At 72.5% G+C, this 26,415-nt stretch carries 24 protein-coding genes; 10 read left to right on the top strand and 14 right to left on the bottom strand.

Annotated elements, in window-relative coordinates; translation table 11 throughout:
• Positions 1–75: 75 nt before the first annotated feature.
• The 3 genes from AL2_RS20775 to AL2_RS20765 form a co-directional block, all read right to left on the bottom strand.
• Entirely contained in the window at positions 76–1,275 is a 1,200-nt protein-coding gene (locus tag AL2_RS20775; protein WP_067635931.1) for a ribonuclease D, read from the bottom strand.
• 229 nt (positions 1,276–1,504) lie between these two features.
• Positions 1,505–2,071, bottom strand: coding sequence for a DUF3000 domain-containing protein (locus AL2_RS20770; protein WP_067635822.1), 567 nt, complete (start codon positions 2,069–2,071; stop codon positions 1,505–1,507).
• Between the two features lie 154 nt (positions 2,072–2,225).
• Positions 2,226–2,435, bottom strand: coding sequence for a hypothetical protein (locus tag AL2_RS20765; protein ID WP_157438263.1), 210 nt, complete (start codon positions 2,433–2,435; stop codon positions 2,226–2,228).
• Positions 2,436–2,665: 230 nt separating this feature from the next.
• On the opposite strand from AL2_RS20765, the gene hemE reads away from it, so the two are divergent.
• Positions 2,666–3,679, top strand: coding sequence for a uroporphyrinogen decarboxylase (hemE, locus tag AL2_RS20760; protein ID WP_281181604.1), 1,014 nt, complete (start codon positions 2,666–2,668; stop codon positions 3,677–3,679).
• On the opposite strand, the gene AL2_RS20755 is transcribed toward hemE, so the two are convergent.
• Positions 3,676–4,644, bottom strand: coding sequence for a DUF4349 domain-containing protein (locus tag AL2_RS20755; RefSeq protein ID WP_067635816.1), 969 nt, complete (start codon positions 4,642–4,644; stop codon positions 3,676–3,678). The genes hemE and AL2_RS20755 overlap by 4 nt on opposite strands.
• Before the next feature lie 128 nt (positions 4,645–4,772).
• On the bottom strand, positions 4,773–5,882 hold the full coding sequence (locus tag AL2_RS20750) for a hypothetical protein (protein ID WP_067635814.1): 1,110 nt from the start codon (positions 5,880–5,882) through the stop codon (positions 4,773–4,775).
• A gap of 149 nt (positions 5,883–6,031) precedes the next feature.
• On the opposite strand from AL2_RS20750, the gene hemG reads away from it, so the two are divergent.
• Genes hemG through AL2_RS20735 form a run of 3 tightly spaced genes read left to right on the top strand, consistent with a single transcriptional unit; the run spans position 6,032 to position 8,782 of the window.
• Positions 6,032–7,504: a protoporphyrinogen oxidase gene (hemG, locus tag AL2_RS20745; RefSeq protein ID WP_067635812.1), complete on the top strand. Its 1,473-nt coding sequence runs from the start codon at positions 6,032–6,034 to the stop codon at positions 7,502–7,504.
• The gene (gene hemQ, locus AL2_RS20740; RefSeq protein WP_067635810.1) at positions 7,461–8,159 is read left to right on the top strand and encodes a hydrogen peroxide-dependent heme synthase; all 699 of its coding nucleotides are present in this window, start codon (positions 7,461–7,463) and stop codon (positions 8,157–8,159) included. Before hemG ends, hemQ begins: the two co-directional genes overlap by 44 nt.
• A 41-nt stretch (positions 8,160–8,200) precedes the next feature.
• Positions 8,201–8,782, top strand: coding sequence for a hypothetical protein (locus tag AL2_RS20735; RefSeq protein ID WP_067635808.1), 582 nt, complete (start codon positions 8,201–8,203; stop codon positions 8,780–8,782).
• Positions 8,783–8,808: 26 nt separating this feature from the next.
• Here AL2_RS20735 and msrB read toward each other — a convergent pair whose 3' ends face one another.
• Entirely contained in the window at positions 8,809–9,210 is a 402-nt protein-coding gene (gene msrB, locus AL2_RS20730; RefSeq protein WP_067635806.1) for a peptide-methionine (R)-S-oxide reductase MsrB, read from the bottom strand.
• A gap of 65 nt (positions 9,211–9,275) precedes the next feature.
• On the opposite strand from msrB, the gene AL2_RS20725 reads away from it, so the two are divergent.
• Positions 9,276–10,358 carry a DNA polymerase domain-containing protein gene (locus tag AL2_RS20725; protein ID WP_067635804.1) on the top strand — a complete coding sequence of 361 codons (1,083 nt, stop codon included), beginning with the start codon at positions 9,276–9,278 and terminating at the stop codon, positions 10,356–10,358.
• Between the two features lie 85 nt (positions 10,359–10,443).
• On the opposite strand, the gene AL2_RS20720 is transcribed toward AL2_RS20725, so the two are convergent.
• On the bottom strand, positions 10,444–12,384 hold the full coding sequence (locus tag AL2_RS20720) for a Xaa-Pro dipeptidyl-peptidase (RefSeq protein ID WP_157438262.1): 1,941 nt from the start codon (positions 12,382–12,384) through the stop codon (positions 10,444–10,446).
• A 212-nt stretch (positions 12,385–12,596) separates the two neighbouring features.
• Here AL2_RS20720 and AL2_RS20715 point away from each other — a divergent pair, with 212 nt between their 5' ends.
• Positions 12,597–12,824, top strand: coding sequence for a DUF4236 domain-containing protein (locus tag AL2_RS20715; protein ID WP_312032862.1), 228 nt, complete (start codon positions 12,597–12,599; stop codon positions 12,822–12,824).
• Here AL2_RS20715 and leuA read toward each other — a convergent pair.
• Positions 12,821–14,605, bottom strand: a complete 1,785-nt coding sequence (gene leuA / locus AL2_RS20710; protein WP_067635797.1) for a 2-isopropylmalate synthase — start codon at positions 14,603–14,605, stop codon at positions 12,821–12,823. The genes AL2_RS20715 and leuA overlap by 4 nt on opposite strands.
• Positions 14,606–14,799: 194 nt before the next feature.
• On the opposite strand from leuA, the gene AL2_RS20705 reads away from it, so the two are divergent.
• Positions 14,800–15,546 carry a FadR/GntR family transcriptional regulator gene (locus AL2_RS20705; RefSeq protein WP_067635795.1) on the top strand — a complete coding sequence of 249 codons (747 nt, stop codon included), beginning with the start codon at positions 14,800–14,802 and terminating at the stop codon, positions 15,544–15,546.
• Here the strand turns inward: AL2_RS20705 and AL2_RS20700 are convergent.
• Positions 15,529–17,910 carry a HelD family protein gene (locus AL2_RS20700; RefSeq protein WP_083946722.1) on the bottom strand — a complete coding sequence of 794 codons (2,382 nt, stop codon included), beginning with the start codon at positions 17,908–17,910 and terminating at the stop codon, positions 15,529–15,531. The two genes, AL2_RS20705 and AL2_RS20700, sit on opposite strands and share 18 nt — an antisense overlap.
• 218 nt (positions 17,911–18,128) lie before the next feature.
• Between AL2_RS20700 and AL2_RS20695 the strand changes: the two genes are divergently transcribed.
• On the top strand, positions 18,129–19,823 hold the full coding sequence (locus AL2_RS20695) for an alkaline phosphatase D family protein (protein ID WP_083946721.1): 1,695 nt from the start codon (positions 18,129–18,131) through the stop codon (positions 19,821–19,823).
• A 55-nt stretch (positions 19,824–19,878) separates the two neighbouring features.
• Here the strand turns inward: AL2_RS20695 and AL2_RS20690 are convergent, their stop codons facing one another.
• A complete protein-coding gene (locus AL2_RS20690) occupies positions 19,879–20,970 on the bottom strand; it encodes an ATP-dependent DNA ligase (RefSeq protein WP_067635791.1) in 1,092 nt (363 codons plus the stop codon).
• Positions 20,971–21,033: 63 nt separating this feature from the next.
• On the opposite strand from AL2_RS20690, the gene AL2_RS20685 reads away from it, so the two are divergent.
• On the top strand, positions 21,034–21,768 hold the full coding sequence (locus AL2_RS20685) for a dihydrofolate reductase family protein (protein WP_067635789.1): 735 nt from the start codon (positions 21,034–21,036) through the stop codon (positions 21,766–21,768).
• Here the strand turns inward: AL2_RS20685 and AL2_RS20680 are convergent.
• Positions 21,750–22,469, bottom strand: a complete 720-nt coding sequence (locus AL2_RS20680) for a pyrimidine reductase family protein (protein ID WP_067635787.1) — start codon at positions 22,467–22,469, stop codon at positions 21,750–21,752. The two genes, AL2_RS20685 and AL2_RS20680, sit on opposite strands and share 19 nt — an antisense overlap.
• Positions 22,470–22,617: 148 nt before the next feature.
• On the opposite strand from AL2_RS20680, the gene AL2_RS20675 reads away from it, so the two are divergent.
• On the top strand, positions 22,618–23,019 hold the full coding sequence (locus AL2_RS20675; protein WP_067635785.1) for a hypothetical protein: 402 nt from the start codon (positions 22,618–22,620) through the stop codon (positions 23,017–23,019).
• On the opposite strand, the gene glgX is transcribed toward AL2_RS20675, so the two are convergent.
• The 3 genes from glgX to AL2_RS20660 form a co-directional block, all read right to left on the bottom strand.
• Positions 23,016–25,109 (bottom strand): glycogen debranching protein GlgX, encoded by a 2,094-nt coding sequence (gene glgX, locus AL2_RS20670; protein WP_067635783.1) that lies wholly within the window; start codon positions 25,107–25,109, stop codon positions 23,016–23,018. The two genes, AL2_RS20675 and glgX, sit on opposite strands and share 4 nt — an antisense overlap.
• Before the next feature lie 88 nt (positions 25,110–25,197).
• Positions 25,198–25,785 carry a GNAT family N-acetyltransferase gene (locus AL2_RS20665; protein WP_067635781.1) on the bottom strand — a complete coding sequence of 196 codons (588 nt, stop codon included), beginning with the start codon at positions 25,783–25,785 and terminating at the stop codon, positions 25,198–25,200.
• A gap of 24 nt (positions 25,786–25,809) precedes the next feature.
• A complete protein-coding gene (locus AL2_RS20660) occupies positions 25,810–26,358 on the bottom strand; it encodes a DUF4262 domain-containing protein (RefSeq protein ID WP_067635780.1) in 549 nt (182 codons plus the stop codon).
• Between the last annotated feature and the right edge of the window lie 57 nt (positions 26,359–26,415).

Genomic DNA, 26,415 nt, shown 5'->3' with positions numbered 1-26,415 from the left:
CCCGATGGCACAAACCTTTTAGGCAAAGCTAACCTAACCAAGTTTGCGCCCCGCATGCACCCCCGGCAAGAGGCCTTACAGGTCTCCTTTGGTCTCCAGCCGGAGGAAGGCCTTGGCCAGGGGCTGGGCGGTCAGATCCACCTGCCAGGCGCGGGCGCCCAGGCCGCGGAGGGCGGCGCCGATCGCGGACGGTGACGACTCCGCCGGCGGCGTCCAGGCGAGGCGGCGGACGGAGTCGGGCTGGACGAGGTTCTCCGACGGCATCGAGTGCTCGTCGGCGAGCGCCGCGACGACGGCGCGGGCGGCGGTGAGGCGCTTGGCGGCCTCCGGGTCGCGGTCGGCCCAGCGGTGCGCCGGCGGCGGGCCGTCGCCGGGCAGGTTGGACTCCGGCAGCGACCGGTCGGACAGGTCGCGGGCGCGGGCGACGGCGCGCAGCCACGCCGACTGGTGCCGGCGGGCGCCGCGCCCCCGCATCGTCGGGAGGGCCTGCAGCTCGGCGGGGGTCTTCGGGGACTTCTGCGCCAGCTCGATGATGGCGGCGTCCTGCAGCACCCGGCCGGGGGACAGGTCGCGCTCGCGGGCGATCTTGTCGCGGGCCGTCCACACCTCGCGGACGGTGGCGAGCGCCCGCCGGTTCCGCACCCGGTGGATGCCGGACGTGCGGCGCCACGGGTCGGGACGCGGCGGCTTCGGCGGCGTGGCCAGGATCGCGGAGAACTCCTCCAGCGCCCACTCCAGCTTGCCCGCGGTCTCCAGCTCCTCCTGCAGGGCGTCGCGCAGCTCGACCAGCAGCTCGACGTCGAGCGCGGCGTAGCGGAGCCAGTCCTCGGGGAGGGGGCGGGTCGACCAGTCGGCCGCCGAATAGCCCTTCTCCAGGACGAAGCCCAGCACGTTGTCGACCATGGAGCCGAGCCCGACCCGCGCGTAGCCGAGCAGCCGCCCGGCCAGCTCGGTGTCGAACAGCCGGCGCGGGACGAGCCCGACCTCCGCCAGGCACGGGAGGTCCTGGTTGGCGGCGTGCAGGACCATCTCGGCGTCGGCGAGCGCGGCGTCCAGCGCGGACAGGTCGGGGCAGGCGATCGGGTCGATCAGCGCGGTGCCGGCGCCCTCGCGGCGCAACTGGATCAGGTAGGCGCGCTGCCCGTACCGGTAGCCCGAGGCCCGCTCGGCGTCGACCGCGACCGGGCCGCTGCCCGCGGCGAACGCCGCGACGGCGCGGTCGAGCTCGGCGGCCGTCTCGATCACGGGCGGGACGCCCTCGCGCGGTTCCAGCAGGGGGACGGCCGGCGGGCCGGTAGCGGCCTCCGCGCTTTCGGGACCCGTTCCCGGCTGTTCGGGAACGGTCCCAGGACGTTCGGCCGCGGTCTCCTCCGCACCGGTCTCCCGCTGGGGGCCGGTGGCGCGCGTTTCGGACACTCCCACTGTTTCCGCGTTCTCCCCCGCCGCCTGCTTGGTGACAGATCCGGTCTCGGGCGCTGTGCTCACGCCCCCTACCGTACGTCGTTCAACCGTCCCCCCCGCCCGGCCGTTCCGGCAGCGCCGCGACGCCGGACGGCGGCAGCCCGGCCGTGGTGGACATCACCTCGCACCACGCCGCGACGTGGCCGGCGAGGTCGTCGCCGGTCGGCGACCAGGAGGCGCGCAGCTCCAGCTCGGTGGTGGACGGCTCGTCGCGCTTGTCGCCGAAGCTCTCCGACACCGCCCGGGTGATCGTCCCGGACACGTTCGCGTACCCGGCGGGCTCCAGGGCCTCCAGCAGCCAGTCCCAGGCGACGGAGCCGATCAGCTCGTCGGCGGCGATGTCGGGCTCCAGGTCGGCGCGGATGTAGGCGACGACGCGGAACCCGTTCGTCCAGCCGGATCTGCCCTCCGGGTCGTACAGGACGATGAGGCGCCCGGTGGCGACCTCGGTGTCGTCGTCGCGGTAGACGCTGCCGGACATGGCCGCCGCGTAGGGCGCGAGGCGCTGCGGGGCGGGCATGTCCTCCAGGTCGAGCTCCGGCCGGACGGCGGGACCGTCGAGGAAGGAGCGCAGCACGTCGACGGCCCGCTGGAAGGCAGGTGGGTTCATGGGTGGACCGGCCTGGTCGCGAGTGAGTGGCTGGGCGCCGGGGATCGGCTCGGGTCGGTGCTGCCGGGACGGGGCGCCGCCGCGCGCGGCGACGGGGGGACGCGGAGGGGAAACAGGCACGGCACAGGTGGTTTCGTCTCGGGGGCCGGGCCGCTCAGGCCACGGCTCGCACGGTGGCGGCGCGGCGGGGCGCCTGAACGGTCTGCGGGCCGGTCTCGCGGGCCGCGGCGGTCACCGGCGGCAGGCCGACCAGGACCGCCGCGCCGCACTCGACGCAGGCCCGCTCGGGACACTCCGCACCGTGCCCGTCGGGACACGGCGGCTGCTCGAACTCACGTTCATCACCGCAGGTGGAGCAGTACAAGGGGGAACCTCCCTCGGCTATGACACGCATCACGTTCGCACGCGCCGGTGACAGAATGCGGGACTTCGCTCGGCGTGTCCGGAAGTTCGTTTCGCCTCAGCCGCCACACCGGTGCCTTCCCACCTTGCGTTTCGTGGGACCATCACAACGTGACCGCTGACGCTGCCCGTTCGAGTGACGACTCTGCGAACACCCCTGACAAGGCCGCCCTCGCCGAGAGCCCCTTCCTGCTGGCCTGCCGCAGGCGGCCGGTGCCGCACACGCCCGTGTGGTTCATGCGCCAGGCCGGCCGCTCCCTGCCGGAGTACCTGCGGGTCCGCGAGGGCGTCCCGATGCTGGAGTCGTGCACCCGCCCCGACATGATCGTGGAGATCACGATGCAGCCGGTGCGCCGGTACGCGGTGGACGCGGCGATCTTCTACAGCGACATCATGGTGCCGCTCAAGGCCATCGGCGTCGACCTCGACATCAAGCCGGGCGTCGGGCCGGTCATCGCCGACCCGATCCGGTCGGCGGACGGCCTCGACGTGCTGCGCCCGCTCGTCCCGGACGACGTCCCGTACGTGACCGAGGCCGTGCAGGGGCTCGTCGGGGAGCTGGGCGCGACGCCGCTGATCGGTTTCGCGGGCGGCCCGTTCACGCTCGCCTCGTACCTGATCGAGGGCGGCCCGTCCAAGAACCACGAGCGCACCAAGGCCGTGATGTACGGCGAGCCCGAGCTGTGGGCGAACCTCATGGACCGCCTCGCCGACCTCACGATCGCGTTCCTGAAGCTGCAGGTCGCGGCCGGGGCGAGCGCCGTGCAGGTCTTCGACTCGTGGGTCGGCGCGGTCGCCGCGCAGGACTACCGCGAGTCCGTGCTGCCGCACACCCGCCGCGTCTTCGCCGAGGTCGAGCCGCTCGGCGTGCCGCGCATCCACTTCGGCGTCGGGACGGGCGAGCTGCTCGGCCCGATGGGCGAGGCCGGGGCGGACGTCGTGGGCGTCGACTGGCGGGTCCCGCTCGACGAGGCCGTCAGCCGCGTCGAACCGGGCAAGGCCCTGCAGGGCAACCTCGACCCGGCGATCCTGTTCGCGCCGTGGGAGACGGTGGAGCGCCGCGCCCGCGACGTGCTGGCCCGGGGCCGCACCGCCGAGGGCCACATCTTCAACCTGGGCCACGGCGTCCTGCCGTCCACGAACCCGGACGTGCTGGCCCGCCTCGCGGATCTCGTCCACGAGGCGAGCAGCGGCGACAACGGCTAGGCGGGCGGTTCCTGCGACGGTCCCGCGCCCGCGGCGGCCTTCTCCGGCTCCCGGTTCGGGTTCGGGTCCGGCCTGCGGCCGCGGAAGCGGCGGCGGAAGGCGAGCAGGGGCCAGCCGATCGCGGCGGCGAGGACGAGGAACGGCAGCAGCCAGCCGACCACGGCGGCGATGCCGCCGATGAACGCGGTGAACGCGTCCCAGCCGTTCTGGAGTCCGCCGATGAACCCGCCGCGTTCGTCGTCCTCCTTGGGCGCGGCGGTCTTGGTCACCAGCGTCACGGTCACGGTCGCGTACTGGGTGCGGTGCTTGAGCGAGTTCGACCGCGCCTGCAGCGCCTCAAGGTCGGCCTCGCGCTCGGCGATCTCCTGCTCGACCTGGATGACCTCGCCGACGGAGTTCGCGCGGCCGAGCAGCTTGCGGAACGACTCCAGCGCTGCCTTCGCCGACCGCACGCGGGCGTCGACGTCGGCGACCTCGCCGGTGACGTCCTCGGCCTCCTGGGAGAGGGAGAGCCTGGTACCGAGTTGTGTGCTCAGCTGGTTCAGCACGTCGGTGTACCGGTCGGCGGGGACCTTCAGCGTGATCTCCGACCGGGCCGGCTCGCTGGAACTCGACTCCTGCTCGATGTAGCCGCCGGCCGAGGTCGCCATCTGCTTGGCCTTGGCGGCGGCGTCCTCCACGTCCCCGGCCCGGACCCGCAGCCGCGCCGTGTGGACGACCTCGCGCCCGGCCGGCAGCGGCGCCTGCGGCCCTCTCGCGGTGCTCCCGTCGGCGGTGTTCCCGCCGGCGGCCTTCCCGGCGGCGGGGCCTCCCGCCGGTCCCGCTTCGTTCCGGGTCGCCGGAGCGGGCGCGCCGCCCCGGTCCACGGCCTCCGACGAATCCGACGAGCCGCCGCCGCATGCGGCCAGGACCCCGGCCAGCAGCAGGACGACCAGCGCACATGTGACGTTCCTGACGATCCGCATGCGGCTTGGACGAGGTGATGCAGGTCACCGTTCCGTGGGGTGAATCACGAAAGGGCCACGATGCGGGGCACGCCGGTCACGGCCCGGCCCCGCTGCGGGCCGTGACCGGACGCACCGGCTCGGCCCGCTCAGCCGTCGGTGAGCACGACGGGGCCGCCGATGTTCACGGACCCGAGCGTCCACAGGGCGCCGGTGCCGGGGACGGCGGCCAGCGCGGTCGCGTAGATGTTGCTCCGGTTCGGCACGGCGGTTGTCGGCACCTGCTCCCACGTGCCGCCGCTGTAGCGGAGCAGGGCGGGCTTGGCGGGCTCGTCGAGGTCGTGCCCGAGGGCCCAGAGCGTCCCGGCCTCGCTCTTGATGATCCTGGTGAGCGCGTTGAGGCCGGACGGCGGGGTGACGCTCGTCCAGGCGGTGCCGTCCCAGTGCATCAGGACGGGCGTGGCCGGCGACGTCGTGTAGCTGATGCCGGTCGCCCACGCGTCGGTGGGCGAGAGGGCGATCATGTCGGTGAAGCCGGCGCCGGCGACGGACGGCTCGTGCACGGGGACGCTCGTCCAGGACTGCCCGTCCCAGTGCTGCGCCATGAGGGTCTGGTCGGTCTGGGAGACCCTGCCGAGGACCCAGATGTCGTCGTCCGCCCGGATGTAGGACGTGTTCCGGTCCATGTCCGGGAGGGCGGTGATCTGCGTCCAGGCGTCGCCCGTCCGGCGGTAGACGCCGCTGCCGGTGCTCACCCAGACGCCGGCCGCGCTCGCCTGGAGGGTCGCGTTCCGCGCACCGGACGGCAGGGACACCTGCTCGAACCCAGCACCGGTGAAGTGCGCCAGGTAGGGGAACGTCGTGGGGTACGCGTCGCCCACGGCGTACCTGAAGCCGCTGATCCACACGTCCTCGGGGCCGGCGGCGTCGACGTCGGTGATGCTGCCCCTGCTGTCCAGGTTCTGGAGGGGATACTCGACCCAGCGGGCGTTCTTCCAGCGCCGCACGACGGGGTTGCCGGGGAGCGTGGTGCCACTGCCCGGGATGGGGCCGGGGACGACCAGTTCGCCCTGGGTCCCTGCGATCCAGACGCTGTCGGGCGAGGCGGCGTCGAGGTCGTAGAGGTAGTTGTTCGGCCAGAAGAACGGCAGGGACACCGGCGTGAAGTCGCCGCGGGTCGCGGCGGCGGCCGGGGACGCGAGCCCGGCGGCCAGCAGGACCGCCGCGGCGGCGGCCGGCAGAGCCTTCCAAGAAGTCATGCACGCCAGTATCTGCTGGCATGGTCATTCGGATCTTGTCACTTCCGCGACAAAAAGGCGCCCCGCCGTGGTGCGGCACGCCGATGTGATGCTCGCCGCTCCGGCCGCCCCGGTGCGCGATCCGGCGGAACGTCTGGAAGGCTGGAGCCATGACCACGTCCCATGCCGTTGTCGTCGGGGGCGGCATCGCGGGCCTCGCCGCCGCCCGCGTGCTCGCCCGGGACGGCGTGCGGGTGACCGTGCTCGAAGGCTCCCCCCAGATCGGCGGCAAGCTCCGGGTCGGCGAGATCGCCGGGATCCCGGTGGACGAGGGCGCGGAGTCGATGCTCGCCCGCCGCCCCGAGGGCATGGACCTCGTCCGCGACCTCGGGCACATCGGCGACCTGGTGAACCCGGGCACCACCTCTTCGGCGATCTTCAGCCGCGGCGCGCTGCGCACGATCCCGTCCGGCCAGGTCATGGGCGTCCCGTCCGACCTGAAGGCGCTCGCCGCGTCGCGGGTGCTGTCGCCGGCCGGCCTCGCGCGCGTCCCGCTCGACCTCGTCCTGCCGGAGACGCCGCGCGGCGGGGACGTGTCCGTCGCCGACTTCATCGGCGCCCGCGTCGGCCGCGAGGTCGTCGACCGGCTCGTCGAGCCGCTGCTCGGCGGCGTGTACGCGGGCCGGGTCGAGCTGCTGTCGTTCGACTCGACGCTGCCCGGCGTCGCCGCCGCCGCGCGCGGCCACCGCTCGCTCATCAGCGCGGTGCAGGGCATCCGGGACGCCGCGCCGAAGGACCCCGGGCCCGTGTTCGCCACGCTCCCGGACGGGCTCGGCACGCTCCCGCACCTGGTCGCCGCCGACATCACCGCCGCCGGCGGGACGGTCCGGACCGGCGCGATGGTCCGCGAGCTGCGCCGCCGCGAGGACGGCTGGCGGCTCACCATCGGCCCGACCCGCGACCCCGAGTACCTGGACGCCGACGCCGTGGTGATCGCGGTGCCGGCCGCTCCCGCGTCCCGGCTGCTCGAGGAGGAGGCGCCCGCCGCCGCCCGCGAGCTGGCCGGCATCGACTACGCCAGCATGGCGATCATCACGCTCGCCTACCGGGCCACCGCGTTCCCGCGCGTGCCGAAGGGCAGCGGCTATCTCGTCCCCGGCGTGGAGAGCGACCCCGAGCGCGGCGGACGCGGCGTCAAGGCCGTCACGTTCAGCTCGGTGAAATGGCCCCACCTGCGCGACCGCGACCCCGGTGTCATCGCGGTGCGCTGCTCCATCGGCCGGTTCGGCGAGGAGCGCACGCTCCAGAAGGCCGACGAGGAGCTGGCCGCCACCGCCATGGCCGAGCTCGCCGCGACGTGCGGCGTCACCGAGCTGCCCGCCGAGAGCCGGGTGACCCGGTGGGGCGGCGGCCTCCCGCAGTACAACGTGGGCCACGCCGACCGCGTGGCCAAGGTCCGGGCCGCGGTCGCCGGTGCGCCGGGGCTGGCCGTCGCGGGCGCCGCCTACGACGGCCTCGGCATCCCCGCTTGCATCGCCTCGGCGCGTGCGGCGGCGACCCGGGTGCTGGACCATCTGCGCAGTCGAGAAGGAGCAGGACATGACCGATCCGGCGGGCAAGCCGAAGGCACGCGAACTCAATAACGTCATCCGCTACACGATGTGGTCGGTCTTCCGCGTCGCGAAGCCCGGCACGCTCGGCGAGCAGGACGCCGCCGAGGTGCAGGACCTCCTCGACCAGGCCGCCCAGAAGGACGTCACCACCCGCGGCCTCTACGACGTCGCCGGGCTGCGCGCGGACGCCGACTTCATGTTCTGGTGGCACGCGCCCACGTCCGATGACCTGCAGGAGGTCTACACCCGGTTCCGCCGGACGGCGATGGGCCGCGCCAGCGAGCCGGTGTGGTCGCAGATGGCGCTGCACCGCCCGGCGGAGTTCAACAAGAGCCACATCCCGGCGTTCCTGGCCGACGAGAACCCGCGCAACTACGTGTGCGTGTACCCGTTCGTGCGGTCCTACGAGTGGTACCTGCTGCCGGACGACGAGCGCCGCGCGATGCTCGCCGAGCACGGCAAGATGGCGCGCGAGTACCCCGACGTCCGGGCCAACACCGTGTCGTCGTTCGCGCTCGGCGACTACGAGTGGATGCTGGCGTTCGAGGCCGACGAGCTGCACCGCATCGTCGACCTGATGCGCCACCTGCGCGGCGCCAGGGCGCGGCTGCACACCCGCCTCGAGGTGCCGTTCTACACCGGGCGCCGCAAGCCGGTCGCCGAACTCGTCGCGAATCTGGCCTGACCCGGCCAGGGGCGGGGCGAAACAGCAGTAAGGTGCCGTCCGTGACCAAGTCTCCCGCCCAGCCGCCCCGGGGACGGCACGCGAGGCCGCCGTCGGAGCTCGCGGTCCGCTGGAACCGCCTGGTCACGGCGGTCCGGACGTCCCGGCGGCGCCGGCTGGCGGTGGCCGGCACCGTGGCCGCGGCGCTGGTGGCCGTCGTCGCGGTCACCGCGCTGACGCTGACCGGCGGCTCCTCCCCGGAGCCGCACGCCGCCGTCGCCGCCCGCACGGACACGTCCCCGTCCCCGCACGAGAAGATCGACGCCGCCGTCGGCGACCCCGACGAGATCCCCGACGCGGTGCCGTACTTCAGGACGAAGGACCCGGACGGGAAGGTCGTCGCGCACGTGACCGACGTCCGGCACAGCGGGCAGTTCGTGCGCGTCTACACCGACCTGGGCGAGGACGACGAGAACTCCAAGCCCGCCCTCGATCTCTGCGAGTGGACGACCCAGTTCCTGGAGGACGGCGGCGACGACGAGCCCCGCGTCTTCGTCCACGGCAAGAGCGACGACAACGGCAGCGTCGTCCTCGCCAACAAGCAGAGCGACAAGGACGACTGCGAGGTCGGCGAAACCCGCTAGCGGCTCCCGCCGCCCTGCCTGGTGGGCTACTCGGTGGGTTCGAGTGTCAGCGAGATCGAGTTGATGCAGTAGCGGTCGTCGGTCGGGGTGTCGTAGCCCTCACCGTGGAACACGTGCCCCAGGTGGGAGTCGCACACGGCGCACCGCACTTCCGTCCGGACCGTGCCGAGCGAGCGGTCCTCGATCAGCGTGACCTTGTCGGAGTCGGACGGCTCGTAGAACGACGGCCAGCCGCAGTGGCTCTCGAACTTCGTGCCCGACCGGAACAGCTCCGTCCCGCAGGCGCGGCACCGGTACACGCCGACGGTCTTCGTGTCGGTGTACTCGCCGGTGAAGGGCTTCTCGGTGGCGGCCTCGCGCAGCACCTGGAACTCCTCGGGGCTCAGCTGGGCCCGCCACTCGTCCTCGCTCTTGCGGATCTTCTCCATGCCTTCGAAGGTACCCCGCGAGGCGCTCGCGCAGGACTGTCGTGCCCGTGAGTTAACGTGCGGTTATGGCCTCGCCCTTCATCGAGATCCCGGTCGGGGATCGGCTCGTCAAGGTGACCAATCCCGACAAGGTCTACTTTCCGGAGCACGGCTACACCAAGCGGCAGCTGGTGGAGTACTACCTGGCCGTCGGCGACGGCATCCTGCGCGCGACCCGCAACCGCCCGACGACCCTGGAACGCTGGCCCGCCGGGGTCTTCGAGGGCGCCAGGATGGCCACCCGCGAGGACTACGCGCGCGGCCAGTCCGGCATGGGCGCCGGAAAGTCCGACGCGTTCTACCAGAAGCGGATTCCGAAGGGCGCGCCCGACTGGGTGCAGACCGCCCGCATCGCCTTCCCCAGCGGACGTTCCGCGGACGAGGTGTGCCCGACCGAGCCCGCCGTGATCGCCTGGGCCGCGAACCTGGGGACGCTGACCTTCCACCCGTGGCCCGTCCGCAAGGGCGACGTCGACCATCCGGACGAGCTGCGCATCGACTTCGACCCGCAGCCCGGCACCGACTTCTCCGACGCCGTCCGGGTGGCGCTCGGCCCGGCTCGCGACCTGCTGTCGGAGCTGGGCTACACGGGCTACGTCAAGACGTCCGGCAAGGCTGGCGTGCACATCTACGTCCGCATCGAGCCCCGCTGGACGTTCACCGAGGTCCGCCGCGCCGCCCTCGCCTTCGCCCGCGAGGTCGAACGCCGCAACCCCGCCGAGGTCACGACGAGGTGGTGGAAGGAGGAACGCGGCGAGCAGATCTTCATCGACTTCAACCAGAACGCGCGCGACCGCACGATCGCGTCCGCCTACAGCGTGCGCCCGGCCCCGCACGCCCCCGTCTCCGCCCCCGTGACCTGGGACGAACTGCCCGACGTCGACCCGCGCGACTTCACCATCGCCACGATGCCCGCCCGGTTCGCCGAGCTGGGCGACCTCCACGCGTCCATCGACGACGAGTCCTTCTCGCTGGACGCGCTCCTCGACCTGGCCGACCGCGACGAGAAGGACCACGGCCTCGGCGACATGCCGTACCCGCCGAACTACCCGAAGATGCCGGGCGAGCCCAAGCGCGTCCAGCCCAGCAAGGACACCGACAACCACTGACCGCGGGTATTCGCGGCGCCGCGCGTTGCCGGGGACGGCCCCGCCGCCTGGGGGTGGCGGGGCCGTCGCCGGCGGAGACCGCGGGTCAGGAGAGGTCGCGTTCCTGGACGGGAAGGGTCACCTGGGCCGGGCCCCGCCACGCGGTCCGCGGCTGGGCGGGGGCGATCATGGTGGCCGGGTCGTCCTCGGCGGCGGTCACCGGGATGGTGACGGAACTGCCGCGCAGGTCGACGGTGACCTGGGCGCCCGTCGGGGTCTCGGTGTTGTAGTCGGCGTCGGTACCGGCGAGGACGAGGGCCAGGCGGTGGCCCTTCTTCAGCAGGTACTCCTGGCTGAGCGTCTGCCAGCGGACGGTGTAGTAGCGGCCCGGCTTCAGCGGCTTCGGGCTGCTCAGCGAGCGGGCGTTCTGGGCGTCGAGCCAGCCTCGCGCGACCACGTTCACGGGGGACGTGACCGTGGTGACCTCGGTCTGCTTGTAGCAGGCGTCGTCGGCGGGCGTGCTCTCACCGTGGCAGTCCTCGGTGGAGAGCGTCCGGATGCCGGCGCCGGAGCCGAGGTAGTCGACGCGGGTGTCATCCCCGTAGTCGACGAGCAGTGCCGTGAGGTTCGACGTGGGCTTGTCGAGTTTGATCTTCAGGCGGGCGTCGGGGGTGCCGGAGAGGCGTCCGGTCGCGGGGAGCGGGCCCGAGACGAAGGCGGACCGGTACGGCTGGGCGGTCGTCGGGTCGGAGACCATCGCGCCCTCGGAGTGGCCGTCGCCGCGCGGGCCGGGGGCATCGGTGAACGTCGCCGTCGTCCCGCGGGATGCGCGCTCCAGCCCGAGGGCGCCGCCGGGGCCGGGGCGCAGGACGATGTCCCGGGCGTCCCGGGACGGCCAGTCGCGCTGGGTGATCCACTGGTCGGGGCCGATCTCGATGTCGGCGCGCGGCTCCCGCATGATGCCGTTGGGGATCTTCTGCAGCTCGTGGTCGAACCAGCGGTGCAGGGTGTCCACCCAGGCGTCGCGGCGGATGTCGAACGGGTCGACGTGGCCGCGCTGCGACAGCCATACCTTGCGCTGCACGCCGCGCCGCGCGAGGGCGCTCCACCACTCGGCGAACTGGTCGTCCTTGACGTTCAGGTCGTTGACGCCGTGCGCGGCGAAGATGCTCGCGCGGACGCGGGACGCGCGGGCGATCGTCCCGTTCCGGTAGTCGGCGGTCTTCCAGTACGCGTTGTAGTCGCCGGTGGCGTCGTCCTCGCCCTCGTCCAGGCCGGCGTTGACGGCGGCGCACTTCTCGGGCGGGTCGGTGTCGACGTAGCTCGCCAGCCACGGCTGCTCGTCCGTCCAGTACTTCACGCCGTTCATGCGGCTGTAGTCGTACCAGCTGCTGATCGCCGAGATCGGGACGATGGTCTCCAGCCCCTCGACGCCGGTCGCGGCGACGCCGTTGGCGAGCGTCCCGTCGTAGGACTTGCCGATCATGCCGGTGCGGCCGGTCGTCCACGTCGCCCGCACCGGGGCGCCGTCCGGCGTGAACGCCTTCGCGCGGCCGTTGAGCCAGTCGACCACGGCCTTGCCGCCGAGGACGTCGGTGGGCCCGCCGCTGACCGGGCAGCCGTCGGACCGGGTCGTCCCGACCATGTCCACGGCGAGGAACGCGTACCCGCGCGGGACGAAGTAGTTGTCGTAGAACAGCGGGAACTTCACCGGGTTCCCGTCGGCGTCGTAGGTCTTGAGCTCGCCCTCGTTGCCGCGTCCCGCGTTGTCGTAGTACGGGCTCTCGTCCATGATCACGGGGACCTTGAGGCCGTGCTCGGTCTCCTTGGGCCGGATGATGTCGACGTTGACGCGGTCCTTCTTGCCGTCCTGGTCGCTGTCGACGCTCGACTCGACGTAGACGTGCTCGCGGATCGCGTCCTTGTAGGAGAAGACCGGCTGGGTCACGCCGCCCTTCACCACGATCTTGGGGGACGGCTGGGCCAGCGCCGTCGCGCCGCCGCCCGCGCCGGCGAGCGCGGCGCCCGTGAGCGCGGCCACCGTCATCGTCCGCCGGGTTCGTCTCAGGGATCGCCTGGCCAACCCGCACCTCCGAGGCTGAGAAAATGATCTCTACGGGGGCACACGCTCCTCGCCGCGGGACGCGGGGTAAAGGGCGGCGCACGACGAACTCGGACCGGATTTGGTCACCTCCTGCCCTTGCGCCCTCCGGCCTGACCGAAATGGTGATCTCGGTCTGTCTGTAAAGCGGAAGGGGGATGCCCGGAGATCGTCCGGGCATCCCCCTCCGCATGGGATGGAGCTACCGAAAAGCAGTCCGGATGGGACCGTTCCGCATCAACCTGTCCAAGAAGGGCGTCGGGCACAGCGTCGGCGCCCGCGGCGCCCGTTACACCCGCTCGGCGGACGGGCGCCGCCAGGTGACGTTCCGGATCCCCGGCACCGGCCTGTCCTGGCGGCGCTCGCTCGGCCGCCGCCGCGACTAGCGCTTCGCGCGGTTCACCGCGGACAGGACAGCGTCCACCGACGCGGTCAGCGCGGACGCGTCACGTCCCGCGCCCCACGACGTCACACCGTCGACCCGGCATTCCGCATAGGCGACGGCCATGGCCCCGTGCAGCCGCCGGGAGTCCGTCTCCCCGGCATGACCCGGGCCGGAGCCGGTCGCGTGCTCGGCGTACTGCAGGACGTCCACCTTGATCCCGGCTGACGACAGGGCGTCGGCGAGCGCCTCGACGGGGCCGCCGCCCGAGCCGGTGTGCTCGCGCTCGTCGCCGTCCACGCGGACGACGCCGGTGAAGCCGTGCCGCGCCGGGCCGGTGCCGGCCGTCCGCCAGCCGACCACGGACACCGGGCCGGCGGGGTCGAGGTACTCGCCGCGGAACAGGTCCCACAGCTCGGCCGCCGTGATCTCCTCGCCGCTGCCGTCCGTCGCCCGCTGCACGACCCGGGAGAACTCGATCTGCAGGCGGCGCGGCAGGTCGAGCCTGTACCCGGTGCGCAGCAGGTAGGAGATCCCGCCCTTACCGGACTGGCTGTTGACGCGGATGACCGCCTCGTACCCGCGTCCCACGTCGGCCGGATCGATCGGCAGGTACGGGACGTCCCACGGCAGTTCCTCCGGCGACGTCCCCGTCTCCTCCGCGCGGCGGGCGTGCCGGGCCATGCCCTTGCCGATCGCGTCCTGATGCGTCCCAGAGAACGCCGTGTAGACGAGGTCGCCGCCGTACGGGTGCCGCTCGTGGACGGGCAGCCGGTTGCAGTACTCGACCGTCCGGCGGATCTCGTCGATGTCGGAGAAGTCGATCCGGGGGTCGACGCCCTGCGCGTGCAGGTTCAGCGCCAGGGTGACGAGGTCGACGTTGCCGGTCCGCTCGCCGTTGCCGAACAGGCATCCCTCGACCCGCTGCGCGCCCGCGAGCACCGCCAGCTCGGCGCAGGCGACCCCCGTCCCGCGGTCGTTGTGCGGGTGGACGGAAAGGATCACCGCGTCCCGCCGGGCCAGGTGCCGGTGCATGTACTCGATCTGGTCGGCGTACACGTTCGGCGTGGCGATCTCGACGGTCGCGGGCAGGTTCAGGATCACCGGCCGGTCGGGGGAGGCGTCCCACAGCCCGGTGACCGCGTCGCAGACCTCCAGCGCGTAGTCGGGCTCGGTGAAATTGAAGGTCTCGGGCGAGAACTCGAACCGCACTCCCGGCCGGGAGAGCCGCGCGACGTCGGCGGCTCCGTCCAGAATCAGCTGCTTCACCCCGTTCCGGTCGGACCCGAGCACGACGTCGCGCCACACCGCCCCCGTCGCCGTGTAGAGGTGGACGACCGCCCTCGGCAGCCCTTCGACCGAGGCGAACGTCCGCTCGATCAGCTCGCGCCGCGCCGGCGTGAACACCACGGGCGTCACGTCGTCCGGTACGCCCGCCTCCGCCAGGTGCCGGACGAAGCCGAAGTCGGTCTGGCTGGCCGACGGGTAACCGACCTCGATCTCCTTGAAACCCATCGTCACGAACAGATCGAACATGCGCCGCTTGCGCGCCGTGTCCATGGGTTCGGCCAGCGCCTGGTTGCCGTCCCGCAGGTCGACGGGCACCCACAGCGGCGCCTCCCCGGCACGCCTGGACGGCCAGGTGCGCTCGACCTCGGGGACGGGTGACGGAACCCGGTCGTGTATCGACCGGTACCGGTGGAACGGCATGGAGCTGCCGCGCTGCGGATTCCAGAAGGGCCCGGCCACCGGGCCGGAGGGAGTGCTCAGAGTCGGGAAGTCCATGGGGCGTGTCCTCGTGATCGCCGGACGACCGGCAGCACCGGACCCCGCAGCGGGGTGCCGGTCTGGATCAGGCCCCGCCGCGGCGACCGAGAAGGAGAACCCGCCACGACATGCCCGCCAGCCAACCACACCTCAGCTCCTCAGACAAGCTGAGGGAAGCTACCCTGGTGGTCTGCTCTCCCGGAGGAACCTCGATGCCGCTCGGCCCACCGTCCGCCAGCCCCCACCCGCCGCCAAGCGGACGAGCTCCGCTCGGCCCCCTCCGGCCCAGCCCGCTCGTCGAGCAGGCCGCCCAGCGCCTCCGCGACCAGATCGCCGGCGGCTCCTGGCCGGTCGGGACGAGACTCCCCGGCGAGACGACCCTCGCCGGCGAACTGGGCGTGGGCCGCTCGACCGTCCGCGAGGCTCTCCGGGCCCTGGCCGGCGCCGGGCTCGTCCAGCCCCGGCAGGGCGCGGGCGTGTTCGTCATCGCGACCGAACCGGACGGGAACTGGCCCGCCCGCCTCCGCCGCGCCTCCGTCGCCGACGTCTACGAGATCCGCATGATGCTGGAGGTCCGCGCCGCCGAACTGGCCGCCGAGCGCCGTACCGACGATGACCTCGCCGCCCTCGACACGGCCCTCGCCGCCCGCGACACCGCCTTCGCCGGCCCCGCCATCGAGGCGTTCATCGACGCCGACATCGCCCTGCACACGGCCGTCGTGACCGCCGCGCACAACCCGATCCTCGCCGACCTGTTCGCCGAGTTCGCCCCCGTCCTGCGTGACGGCCTCCTCGACCTCGCCGCCCTGGTCGACGTCCGCACCTCCGACACCGCCCACGGCCGCGCCGCCCACGCCGCCCTCGTCGAAGCCATCCGTGCCGGCGACCCGTCCGCCGCCGGCCAGATCATCAAGGCCGAACTCACCCAGACCCTCGCCGTCCTACTCCAGGGAGGCTAGGAGGGGCGGGAGGTCGTTGTCGTGGAGGATCGTCAGGCGGCGGGTGGGGCGGGTCATGGCCACGTAGAGGTCCTGGCCGCCCTTGGGGGACTCGGTCAGGATGCCGGACGGGTCCACGACGATGACGGAGTCGAACTCCAGGCCCTTCGCCTCCTCGGCGGTGAGGACGACGACCGGGGCGTCGAGGGCGTCCGGGGTGGCGCCGGCGGCGGCGTCCGGGAGGGCGTCCAGGACGGCGGCGTGGCGGGCTCCGGAGGTGATGACGGCCAGGCGGCCCTCGGCGGAGACGTCGTCGGTGATGAGGGCGAGTTCGGACTGGATGAGGGCAGGGAGTTCGGTGATCGGCAGCGCCAGTGCGGTGGGGGGCGGGCCGTCGTCGCGGACCGGGTCGGGTGGTGTCTGGCCCGGGTCGACGGCGGCGAGGACGTCGGCGGCGATCCGCATGATGGCGGCCGGGGTGCGGTAGTTGACGAGGAGGCGCTGCTCGCGCCAGCGGCCCGGGACGTAGCGGTCGAGCATCTGGCCCCAGGTGGTGGCGCCCGCCGCGCTGCCGGTCTGGGCGATGTCGCCGACGACGGTCAGGGAGCGGGTGGGGACGCGGCGCATGACGGTGCGCCAGGCCATCTCGGAGAGTTCCTGCGCCTCGTCCACGATCACGTGGCCGTACGCCCATTCGCGGTCGGCCAGCGCGCGCTGCGCGGTGGTGAGGGGCGGGCCGCCGTCGTGGTGGCGGCCGGCCAGGTCGCTCGCCGAGATCACGTCGCGCGCCGAGAGCAGGTTCGTGGTGCCGGCGGACTCGATGACCTCGCGGGCGTAGCGCTCCTCGTCGGCGCGGGCCGCGTCGGCCTCGCGTTGGCGGGCCCTGTCGGCGGAGTCGTCCTTGCCCAGGTGTTCGGCGGCCTCGTCCAGGAGGGGGACGTCCGAGACGGTCCAGGGGGAGTCGGCTGGACGGTGCAGGAGCGCGCAGTCGGGAAGGCCCGCCTGGGCGCCCAGACGGGCGAGGGTGTCGGGGGAGGCGTAGAGGTCGGCCAGCAGCTGCTGAGGGGTCAGCTCGGGCCAGAGGTCGTTGAGGACCTTGCTGACGGCCGGGTCCTGCCAGAGGGCCTCCTTGGCCAGGCGGAGGTCCGTTTCGTCCAGGAGGGGCTCGTCCTCGGCCTCGTCGATGAGTTCCTGGAGCCAGGTGGGGAGACCTCCCGATTTGGCGATCTCCTCCAGGGGCTCGTCCATGATGCGGTCGTACTGCTCAGCCCGGTCGACGGCGAGGGCCTCCAGCATGTCGTGGACGAAGCGGCGCCGCTGAACGTTGTGGGGGAGACGCAAGGCGCGGGCACGATCACGGATCTGTTCGCACTTCTCGGCGTCCACAGTGAGGGTGAGGCCGTCGGTGTCGATGTGGACGCCGTCCGCGGGCACGCGCTGCCGATCGTGGACGGCCGCTTGCACGAGGTCGGCCATGCGGAGGTCGCCCTTGATGACGGCGACCGCGGGGGTTTCCCGTGCCGTCGCCTTGAGGCCGGGATAGAGCTCGCCGACCGTGGCCAGCACGACGTCTGTCTCGCCCAGGCCGGGAAGGACCTGCTCGATGTAGCGGAGGAACGTGGCGTTCGGGCCGACGACGAGCACTCCGCGCCGTTCGAGGACGTCCCGGTGCGTGTAGAGCAGGTACGCGGCGCGGTGCAGGGCGGCGACCGTCTTGCCGGTGCCGGGGCCGCCCTGGACGACGAGCACACCCTGCAGGCCCGACCGGATGACCTGGTCCTGCTCTTCCTGGATGGTCGCGACCACGTCGCTCATCCGGCCCGTCCGGCCGCGGCGGAGGGTGGCCAGCAGCGCGGCCTCGCCGACGATGCCGCGCCGCTCCGACTCCGCCAGGCCCTCCAGGTCGAAGACCTCGTCGTCCAGCCGGAAGACCTCGCGGTGGCGCAGGTGCAGGTGGCGGCGGCGCGCGAGGGTGCCGGGCGCGCCGGGCGTCGCGGTGTAGAACGGGCGGGCCGCGGCGGCTCGCCAGTCGATCAGGATGGGCTCGTGATCCTCGTCGCGGAGGCCGACGCGGCCGATGTAGAACGTGTCGCCGGGGCCGCCGGCGTCCGCGCGGTGGTCGATCCGGCCGAAGCACAGGCCGTTCTCGACACCGCCGAGCCGGGCGAGCCGGCGGGCCGCCTCGTCGGTCGCGACGGCGCTCTCCACCCGCGCCTGGAACGCGGCGCCGCCGCCCGCCGCCGGCCCGTCGCGCAGCGCGGACTCGGCCTTGGCCCGCTCGACGTCGAGCCTCGCGTACACGCGGTCCACGTACGCCTGTTCGACGCGCACCGGCACAGAATTATCGCGGTCGGGGTTGACAGCGTCCGCTTGACGGAGTCCCATGCTTCGGCTACACTCCTATTTATAGGATTGGGTTTTCTGTGCGCAACTTCCAAGCTGCCAGCCTAGCATCCTTCGTGTCGCTCTGCATGATCTTCTAACGCCGCCCAAAAGATCGTCTTTGTTGCGGCGGGTGTCATCCGCGCGGCGCCCATCGGTCACCGATCTTCGTGAGGCTGTCCGGCGATCAATGCCGGATCCTTCCGAAAGGTCGCTCCTCCATGGCAGACTCCGCGCACCCGCTGAACCGGCGCACCTTCCTGGTCACGACCGGTCTCGCCACCGCCACCGCCGTCACCACCACCGCCGTCACCGCCCTGCCCGGCACCGCCCGCGCAGCCGCCCCCCGCTCCCTAACCCTGCCCGGCGACCCGTTCACCCTGGGCGTCGCGTCCGGTGATCCCGGCCCGGACGGGTTCGTCCTCTGGACCCGCCTCGCCCTCGACCCCCTCGCCGGCGACGGCCTCGGCGGCATGCCGGCCCGCACCGTCCCCGTCGGCTGGGAGGTGTCGTCCGACGAGCGGTTCCGGCGCATCGTGCGGCGCGGCACCGCCGCCGCCCGCCCCCAGTCCGCCCACTCCGTCCACGTCGAGCTGAACGGCCTGAGCCCCGGCCGCGACTACTGGTACCGCTTCCGCACCGGCCGGCACATCTCCCCGGCCGGACGGACCCGCACCGCCCCCCACCCCGCCACCTACGGCCCCGCCCTCGCGATGGCCTTCGTCTCCTGCAGCCAGTTCGAGCACGGCTACTTCACCGCGTACCGGCGACTCGCCGAGGAGAACCCCGATCTCGTCCTGCACCTGGGCGACTACCAGTACGAGTACAAGAAGGACGTCTACACGATCGCCGGGGGCAACGTCCGCGACCACGAGGGCCCCGAAACGGTCACGCTGGCGAACTACCGGCTGCGGCACGCCCAGTACAAGTCGGACCGCGACCTCCAGGCCGCGCACCAGGCGGCGCCGTGGCTCGTCGTGTTCGACGACCACGAGGTCGAGAACAACTGGGCGGACGACATCCCCGAGGCGAACTCCGACACCCCGTCCTACGAGGCGTTCCGCGCCCGCCGCGCCGCCGCGTTCCAGGCCTACTACGAGAACATGCCGCTGCGCCGACGCTCCGTCCCGAAGGGGCCGGACATCCAGATCTACCGGCGCGTCCAGTGGGGGCGGCTCGCCAACTTCCACATGCTCGACACCCGCCAGTTCCGCGACGACCAGGGCTGCGGCGACGGCTACAAGGACTGCCCCGAGGCCGCCGACCCGAAGCGCTCCATCACCGGAAACGCGCAGGAGGCATGGCTGCTGGACGGCTTCCGCCGCTCCCGCGCCCGCTGGGACGTCCTCGGCCAGCAGGTGTTCTTCGCGCAGCGCGACAACACCGCCGGGCCGGTCAAGAAGACCTCGATGGACGCGTGGGACGGCTACGCCGCGTCCCGCGACCGGATCACCAGGGGCTGGCTGGACGCGAAGGTCCGCAACCCCGTCGTGCTCACCGGCGACGTCCACGCGCACTGGGCGAGCGACCTGAAGACCGACTACGACGACCCCGACTCGAAGACCGTCGGCTCCGAGCTGGTGTGCACGTCCATCACCAGCACCGGTGACGGCGCGGACTCGAACCCGGCCGACCACCCCTACCTCAAGATCAACCCGCACCTGCGCTTCTACAACAACCAGCGGGGCTATGTGCTGACGACGATCGGCAAGGACGAGATGAAGGCCGACTTCAAGACGCTGCCCACCGTCCGGACGCCGGGTGCCGAGATCTCCACCAAGGCCACGTTCGTCATCGAGGACCGCGTCCCCGGCGTCAACCAGGCCTATCTGCGCCCGTACGCGAAGGCGAAGATGTCGGCGCAGTCGGAGCGCGACCTGATCCAGCAGACCATCGACAACGAGACCCAGCCCTGACCGGCCGCGACCGAGCGCCGGGCGCGGCACGCCGCCGCGCCCGGCCCGGGGCGCCTCAGCGGTCGACCCGCGCCTTCGTGGCGCCGCCGCTGAAGATGTCGCTCAGGTCGTAGGCGACAGGCACCTCCAGCTGCTCGTAGGTGCAGGACTCCGGCGTCCGGTCGGGACGCCAGTTGCGGAAGCGGGCGGTGTGCCGGAAACGGGCGCCCTCCATCGCCTCGTACGCCACCTCCACGACCAGGTCGGGACGCAGCGGAACCCAGCTGAGGTCCTTCTTGCCCGTCCAGCGGGACACGGCGCCCGGCATCCGGTCGACGGTCGCCTCGTTCTGGTTCGCCCACTCCGACCACGGATGCTCGGCGAGGTTCTCCAGCCGGTACGGCTGCAGCTCCTCCACCAGCTCCGCGCGGCGCTCCATCGTGAACGAGGCCGCGACCCCGACGTGCTGGAGCTTGCCTTCGGAGTTGTAGAGACCGAGCAGCAGCGACCCCACGATGGGGCCGGACTTGTGCCAGCGGAACCCCGCCACCACGCAGTCGGCCGTCCGCTCGTGCTTGACCTTGAACAGGACGCGCTTGTCGGGCTCGTACACGGTGTCGCGCGGCTTGGCGATGACGCCGTCCAGCCCGGCGCCCTCGAACTCGTCGAACCAGCGCAGCGCCAGCTCGTAGGAGTCGGACGCCGGCGTCACGTGGACCGGCGCCTTCACCCCGGACAGCGTGTCGACGAGCCGCCGCCGCCGTTCGCCGAGCGGCACCTCCAGCAGCGACTCGCCGCCGATCGCCAGCAGGTCGAAGGCGACGAACGACGCGGGCGTCTCCTCCGACAGCAGCTTGATCCGCGACGCGGCCGGGTGGATGCGCTGCTGGAGGCCGTCGAAGTCGAGCCGCGTCCCCTTCGGCAGCACGATCTCGCCGTCGACCACGCACCGCTCCGGCAGCTCGCGCTTCACCGCCTCGACCACCTCGGGGAAGTAGCGGGTGAGCGGCTTCTTCCCGCGGCTGGACAGCTCGACCTCGTCGCCGTCGCGGAACACGATGCAGCGGAAGCCGTCCCACTTCGGCTCGTACAGCAGGTCGCCCTTGGGCATGGTCTTGACCGCCTTGGCCAGCATCGGTGGCAGCGGCGGGCTGATCGGCAGGTCCATCCCGCCATCTTGCTCCCCGCCACCGACAGAACACCATCCCGGGGTTCCGATAACGTGCAGGTCATGCGCCGTCTGCTGCCCGGGCCCGCCGCCGGCGCCGACCCGTACGCCGACTCCCACGTCGACTCCCACGTCGACCCTTACGACGCCTACGGCGACCAGCCCGGGCTGCGGCTCGGCATGGTCATGAGCGTGGACGGCTCCGTCACCGACGCCGAGGGCTGGACGGACGGCCTCGGCGGCGACGCCGACTTCCGCGTCTTCCGGACCCTGCGCGCACTGACCGACGCGATCCTCGTAGGCGCGGGCACGGTCCGCACAGGGCGTCTCGGCCCCGCCCGCCTGCGTCATGATCTGCGCGCGCGCCGGGGGAGACCGCCCGCCCCCACGGTCGTGGTGAGCCGCTCCCTCGACCTCGACTGGACGCTCCCGCTGTTCACCGAGGCCGAGACACCCACCATCGTGGTGACGTCACAGAGCAGCCGGAACCGCGCCCCAAGCCACATCCAGGTGGTCGCGGTAGGCGAAGACGACGTCGACCTCCCGGCCGCCATCACGGCCCTCCGCGAAGACCTCGGCTACGAGCATCTCCTCTGCGAAGGCGGCCCCGCCCTGGCGACGGCGCTGATCCGCGCGTCCCTCGTGGACGAACTGTGCCTCAACATCGCCCCGACCCTGCTAGGCGGCCCGCGCCACACCCGCCTCCTGGACGGCCTGGACGCCGAGATACCGCTCGACCCGACCGCTCTCTACATCGACGAGGGCGTGCTGTTCGTCCGCTACCGGTTGCGGACGTAGCGGAGGAAGAGGAACTCCTCGTCCTGCAGGGCGTGGGCGAGCGTCATCTCCGGCGGGACGGGCACCGCCGGCCCGTTCAGGATCCGCACCGCGCGCCCGCCGAGCAGCGCCGGGCTCAGCGTGAGGCACAGCTCGTCCAGCAGCCCGGCCGCCACCACCTGCGCGAGGACGCCCGGACCGCCCTCGCACAGCAGGCGCCTGTGGCCGCGGGCGGCGAGTTCCCGGACGGCGACGGAGAAGTCCAGCGTGTCCTTCCCGGCGATGATGACGTCGGCGCGCTCCCGCGCGGCCTTCAGCCGGACCGGGTCGGCGGTCGCGGTCGCCAGCACGATCGTCGGCACCTGCGCCTCGGTGAAGATCGGCGCGTCGAAGTCCAGGTCGAGCGTGCGGGACACGACCGCGATCGGCGGCACGGGGGTGCGCGCGTCCCGCACGCCGCCCCAGCCCTCGCTGCGCTTGACCGGCCCGTACCCCTCGGCCCGCACCGTGCCCGCGCCGACGATGACCACGTCGGCGAGCCCCCGCAGCAGCAGGAACAGGTGCCGGTCGGCGGCGTTGCCGAGGCCGCCGCTGCGCTCCTCGCGCTGCGCGGCCCCGTCCAGGCTGGCGACCATGTTCGCCCGCAGCCAGGTGGTCCCGGCCGGATACGCGTAGCGCTCGGCGAGATCGACCTCGCCGGGCTCCGGAGAGAGAGTCCGCATAGGCATCTCAAGCTACTGCACGTTCCGTTCCGGACGGCCGCGCAACAGGCTGTGCACCAATCTGTACGAATCCGTCATGCCGGGAGTGTCTGGAGGCGACACTTGCCCTCGGGGACGGGGAGCAGAAGTGCACAGAAGGGAGCGGGGGGTGGAGTACGCGGCATTGGGCGCGTGGATCCTCGCCGCCGTCGCGGGCGGCTACCTGCTGGTCATCTGGATCCTGAACGGGGGGCGTTCGACGAAGGTGACGCGGTTTCCGATCCTGGTCGTGGTCGGTCATCCGCTGGCGGCGGCAGGCGGCCTCGGCGTCTGGGTCGCCTACCTGGCCACCGGGACCGCCGGCTACGCGTGGGGGGCGTTCGCGGCGCTGCTGGTCGTCGCCCTGCAGGGGTTCATGCTGTTCACCCGCTGGCTCGTCGGCCGCGGCGGCCGGCACGCCCGCGGCGCGGAACAGTCGTTCCCGGCCGCGGCCGTCGCCGTCCACGGCGCGGTGGCGGTCGCGACGCTCGTCCTGGTCTTCCTCACCGCCATCCGGGTGACCCGCGCCTAGGGGAGCCGCCTCAGCACGAGGAGCGCGCGGTCGGTCAGGGGGACGGTGTCGCGGGCCTTGAGGCGGGGGCGGTCGCCGAACGAGTCGGGTTCGGCCGTGTCGAGGGTGTACTCCCAGCGTTCGCCGTACTCGGCGCCGGGGAGGGTGAACTCGACCGGCTCGGACCCGGCGTTGATCAGCAGCAGGAACGAGTCGTCGCGGACGCGGCGGCCGCGCGGGTCGGGTTCGGTGATGGCGTCGCCGTTGAGGAACACGCCGAGGGACTTGGCGAACCCGACGTTCCAGTCCTGGTCGGTCATGCTGTCGCCGGCCGGGGTGAGCCAGGAGATGTCGGCGGCGGCGCCGGTGCCCCGCCCGGTGAAGAAGCGGCGCCGCCGGAACACCGGGTGGTCGTGGCGCAGCCGGGACAGGATCCGGACGAACTCCACGTCGTCGGAGTCGTCCCAGCGGACCCAGGCGATCTCGTTGTCCTGGCAGTAGGCGTTGTTGTTGCCCTTCTGCGTGCGGCCCAGCTCGTCGCCGTGCGACAGCATCGGGACGCCCTGCGACAGGAAGAGCGTGGCGAGGAAGTTGCGGCGCTGCCGGGCGCGCAGGCCCAGGATCGCGGGGTCGCGGGTGGGGCCCTCCGCGCCGCAGTTCCAGGAGCGGTTGTCGTCGGTGCCGTCCCGGTTGTTCTCGCCGTTGGCCTCGTTGTGCTTGTGGTCGTAGGACACCAGGTCGGTGAGCGTGAACCCGTCGTGGCAGGTGACGAAGTTGATGGACGCGAACGGGCGCCGCGCGCTGTGCTCGTACAGGTCGGACGAGCCGGTGAGGCGGGACGCGAACTCCGGCATGGTCGCGTACGACCCGCGCCAGAAGTCGCGGACGGTGTCGCGGTACTTGCCGTTCCACTCCGTCCACAGCGGCGGGAAGTTGCCGACCTGGTAGCCGCCCTCGCCGACGTCCCACGGCTCGGCGATCAGCTTCACCTGCGAGACGACCGGGTCCTGCTGGACGAGGTCGAAGAACGCGGCGAGCCGGTCGACGTCGTGCAGTTCGCGGGCGAGCGCGGAGGCGAGGTCGAACCGGAACCCGTCGACGTGCATCTCCAGGATCCAGTAGCGCAGCGAGTCCATGATGAGCTGCAGCGCGTGCGGGTTGCGGACGTTCAGCGAGTTGCCGCAGCCGGTGTAGTCGAGGTGGTAGCGCTTGTCGTCGTCGCGGAGGCGGTAGTAGGAGGCGTTGTCGATGCCGCGGAACGACAGCGTCGGCCCGAGGTGGTCGCCCTCGGCGGTGTGGTTGTAGACGACGTCCAGGATGACCTCGATGCCCGCCTCGTGCAGGGCGCGGACCATCGCCTTGAACTCCAGCACCTGCTCCCCGTACTGCCCGGACGAGCTGTAGGAGTTGTGCGGCGCGAGGAAGCCGATCGTGTTGTAGCCCCAGTAGTTGTCGAGGCCCCGCGCCACCAGCGCGTGCTCGGGGACCGACTGGTGCACCGGCATCAGCTCGACGGCCGTCACGCCGAGGTCGAGCAGGTGGTCGATCATCACCGGGTGCGCGAGGCCCGCGTACGTGCCGCGCTGCTCCTCCGGGATGCCGGGGTGCAGCTTGGTCAGGCCCTTCACGTGCGCCTCGTAGATGACGCTCTCGTGGTAGGGGACGCGCGGCGGCCGGTCGTCGGTCCAGTCGAAGAACGGGTTGATGACGACGTTCTTCGGCATGTAGGGGGCGCTGTCGTCCTCGTTCAGCGCATCCGGGTCGTCGAACCGGTACGAGAACAGCGACTCGTGCCAGCGGACGTCGCCCTCCACGGCCTTGCCGTAGGGGTCGAGCAGCAGCTTGGACGGGTTGCAGCGATGCCCGTCGCGCGGGCCGAACGGCCCGTGCACCCGGTACCCGTAGCGCTGGCCGGGCCCGATGCCGGGCAGGTAGCCGTGCCAGACGAACCCGTCGACCTCCGGGAGATCCTGCCGGGTCTCGTTCCCGCCGGCGTCGAACAGGCACAGCTCGACCCGCCTGGCCACCTCGGAGAACAGGGCGAAGTTCGTGCCCGTGCCGTCCCAGGTGGCGCCCAGCGGATAGGGGTCCCCGGGCCACACCTCCCGCATGCTCTCCCCTCCCGGCCGATCCGTCCCGACCCATCGATTGTGGCCTAAGAGCCCGGCCCGCCGCGCGCCACGGGCCGCCACCAGAGTGTCACGGAGGCGGTACGCCCGGGGGCGGCAGCCGCCAGACGACCTCGTCGTCGCGGGTCTCGCCCGTGGCGCGCAGGCCGATCTTCGACGCCACGGCGGCGGACGCGCGGTTGGCCGGGTGGACGGTCGCGACGACCGCGCCGACGCCGTGTGCGCCGAGCCAGCCCAGCAGGGCGCGGGCGGCCTCGGTGGCGAAGCCGAACCCCTGGTAGGGCATGCCGATGACCCAGGCGACGGACGCGATGTGCCGCGGCGGCCCCGGCGTGACCGTCGACCCGGCCGACGGGGGAGTCACGGTGAAGCCGGGGGCCGCGGGCGTGACCGTCGCCTGGACGTAGCCGACGGCCTGCCCGTCCCGGGCGCGGCGGACGATCCAGTTCAGCCAGCATTCCTGGTGGAACGGGGCCGGGCCCGCGACCAGGTGCGCGTAGCGGGCGCGCAGCTCGTCGCGGGTGAGGGGCTCGCCGCCGATGTAGCGGTGCAGGCGCGGGTCGTCCAGGACGGGCGCCATCTCGTCCGCGTGGTGGACCGCCAGCGGCTCCAGGACGAGGCGCTGGGTACGGATGGTCTCGGCGAGCGGCCCGTACACCCGCCGATCGTATGCCCCGGAGAGTCAGAGCCGCCGGGTCCAGATGCCGATGGGGTGCTGCTTCGGGTCGAGCCACAGCCACGGCTGGGCGTGCCGGAACGGCAGGTCGGTGCCCGGCTGCCACGGGAACAGGCCGTGCCGGTTGGGCCAGACGACCTGCAGGATCGGCAGCGGGGGACGCCGGTAGAACGCCACCGCGCCCGCGAACAGCCCGTCGTACCAGAGCGGGTCGGCGTTCCGGAACGCGGCCTGCTGGCCCCGGACGACGCCGTCGCGGCGCTCGCCGTCGGCCGGGCCGTTCCCCTCGGCGGTCTGCCGGCCGAGCACGTTGAGGATCTCCTCGGTCTCGTACACGTCGCCGCCGAACATCGCGAGCTCGGGCGCCCGGTGGCTGTGCCACAGGCCGATCGTGTACGCCCAGCCGGGCCCGTCCGCGTCGGGCTGCACGAGGACGACGCTCCACCCGTACTGGGTGACGTGCACGATCGTGCGGAGCTGGAAGTTGTCCAGGCGGTCGCGGTCGCCGTAGTCACGGCACATCACGCAGGTGCACGAGGGGCGATCGCCGGACATGACCCTCAGTTTACGATCAATCGGCCCCGGGGCCGCGCGGGCGTCCCCCTCGGGCGG

The sequence above is a fragment of the Actinomadura latina NBRC 106108 genome (assembly GCF_001552195.1).
Lineage (GTDB): Bacteria > Actinomycetota > Actinomycetes > Streptosporangiales > Streptosporangiaceae > Spirillospora > Spirillospora latina.
This window is presented reverse-complemented; position numbering and strand designations above follow the sequence as displayed.